3 protein-coding genes are annotated in these 2,266 nt (G+C 72.1%); all 3 read left to right on the top strand.

Features of this window, described 5'->3' with window-relative positions; genetic code table 11:
* Window positions 1–127 (top strand): methionine adenosyltransferase domain-containing protein (locus ACFWP3_RS41905; protein WP_384232211.1); only part of this gene is annotated, 127 nt, incomplete at its 5' end.
* A 77-nt stretch (window positions 128–204) separates the two neighbouring features.
* A complete protein-coding gene (locus tag ACFWP3_RS41900) occupies window positions 205–1,191 on the top strand; it encodes a carbohydrate kinase family protein (RefSeq protein ID WP_384232209.1) in 987 nt (328 codons plus the stop codon).
* A partial coding sequence (locus ACFWP3_RS41895) for a homocysteine S-methyltransferase family protein (RefSeq protein ID WP_384232208.1) occupies window positions 1,188–2,266 on the top strand: 1,079 nt, incomplete at its 3' end. The genes ACFWP3_RS41900 and ACFWP3_RS41895, both read left to right, overlap by 4 nt.

Below are 2,266 nucleotides of genomic sequence, written 5' to 3'. Positions count from 1 at the left end.
CCTCGACCTGCTGCGCCCGATCTACGCCCAGACCGCCGCCTACGGCCACTTCGGCCGCGAGCTGCCGGACTTCACCTGGGAGCGCACCGACCGCGCCGAGCAGCTCAAGGCCGCGGTCGCCCGCTGACACCTGTACGACCGCCCCCAACGCCCCGCCGACGGCGGGGCACCGGCACCCTCCCCGTCCCGATCAGGAGAGACCACGTGCGTATCGCGGTGACTGGATCCATCGCCACGGATCACCTCATGGCCTTCCCAGGCCGGTTCGTCGACCAGCTGCTCCCCGACCAGCTGGAGCACCTCTCGCTCTCGTTCCTCGTCGACTCGCTCGAGGTGCGGCGGGGCGGGGTGGCGGCCAACATCGCCTACGGGCTCGGCGGACTGGGCCTGGCCCCGGTCCTCGCCGGGGCGGTGGGCGTCGACTTCCACGAGTACGAGGTCTGGCTCAAGGAGCACGGGGTCGACACCAGCGGGGTGTACGTCTCCGGGTCCCGCCAGACCGCGCGCTTCATGTGCATGACCGACGAGGACGCCAACCAGATCGCGTCGTTCTATGCCGGCGCGATGGCGGAGGCGGCCGAGATCGACCTGCGCGGCCTCACCGGACCCGGGGACGCCCCCGTCGACCTGGTGCTGGTCTCGCCCAACGACCCGGCCGCGATGCTCCGGCACACCCGCCAGTGCCGCGGACTGGGCATCGCGTTCGCCGCCGACCCCTCCCAGCAGCTCGCCCGCCTCGACGGCGACGAGGTGCGGGAGCTGGTGACGGGGGCGCGCTGGCTGTTCACCAACGAGTACGAGGCCGCGCTGCTGCGCGAGCGCACCGGCTGGGACGTGGAGGAGATCCTCGAACGCGTCGGCATCTGGGTCACCACCCTGGGCGGCGAGGGCGTCCGCATCGAGCGCAAGGGCGAGCCCGCCCTCACCGTGCCGGCCGTCCCCGATGTCCGGCCCGAGGACCCGACGGGCGTCGGCGACGCCTTCCGCGCCGGGTTCCTCGCGGCCGTCAGCTGGTACCTGCCGCTGGAGACGGCCGCGCAGCTGGGCTGCGCGATGGCCGCGCTGGCGCTGGAGGCCGTGGGCCCGCAGGACTACGAGGTCGACGGCGAACGGCTGCTGGCCACCGTCGCGTCGGTCTACGGGACCGAATCGGCCCGGCTGCTGGGCCCGGCGCTGCGAGCGCTGACATGAGCCGGACCCGGGCCGATGCCCTCCGAGAGGCGCTCGCGACGCGCGTCGTCGTCGCCGACGGGGCGATGGGGACGATGCTCCAGGCGCAGGACCCCTCGATGGAGGACTTCCAGCAGCTGGAGGGCTGTAACGAGGTCCTCAACGTCACCCGCCCCGACATCGTGCGCACCGTCCACGAGGCGTACTTCGCGGTGGGCGTGGACTGCGTGGAGACGAACACCTTCGGTACGAATCTCGCCGCCCTCGCCGAGTACGACATCGCGGAGCGCAACTTCGAGCTGTCGGAGGCGGGTGCGCGCATCGCCCGCGAGGTCGCCGACGAGTTCACCGCGTCCACCGGGCAGCAGCGCTGGGTGCTGGGCTCGATGGGCCCGGGTACGAAACTGCCGACGCTCGGCCACATCACGTACGACAAGATCCGCGACGCCTACCAGATCAACGCGGAGGGGCTGCTGTCCGGCGGCGCCGACGCGCTGCTCGTGGAGACGACGCAGGACCTGCTCCAGACGAAGTCCTCGATCATCGGCGCCCGGCGGGCGATGGAGGCGCTGGGCGTTTCCGTGCCGCTGATCTGCTCGGTGACGGTGGAGACGACCGGCACGATGCTGCTGGGTTCGGAGATCGGTGCGGCGCTGACGGCGCTGGAGCCGCTGGGCATCGACATGATCGGCCTGAACTGCGCGACCGGCCCCGCCGAGATGAGCGAGCACCTGCGCTATCTGGCGCGGCACTCGCGCGTTCCGCTGTCCTGCATGCCGAACGCCGGCCTGCCCGTGCTGACCAAGGACGGCGCGCACTACCCGCTGTCGGCCTCCGAACTGGCCGACGCGCAGGAGTCCTTCGTACGGGACTACGGGCTCTCGCTCGTCGGCGGCTGCTGCGGCACCACCCCCGAGCACCTGCGGCAGGTGGTCGAGCGGGTCCGGGGCACCGCGCCCGGGGCCCGCGATCCGCACCCGGAGCCGGGGGCCGCTTCCCTGTACCAGACGGTGCCGTTCCGGCAGGACACCTCGTACATGGCGATCGGTGAGCGGACGAACGCGAACGGGTCGAAGAAGTTCCGCGAGGCGATGCT

Source organism: Streptomyces sp. NPDC058525, from assembly GCF_042719495.1.
Lineage (GTDB): Bacteria > Actinomycetota > Actinomycetes > Streptomycetales > Streptomycetaceae > Streptomyces.
Note: the sequence above shows the minus strand (reverse complement) of the source record. Positions and strands in the feature narration are given on the sequence as shown.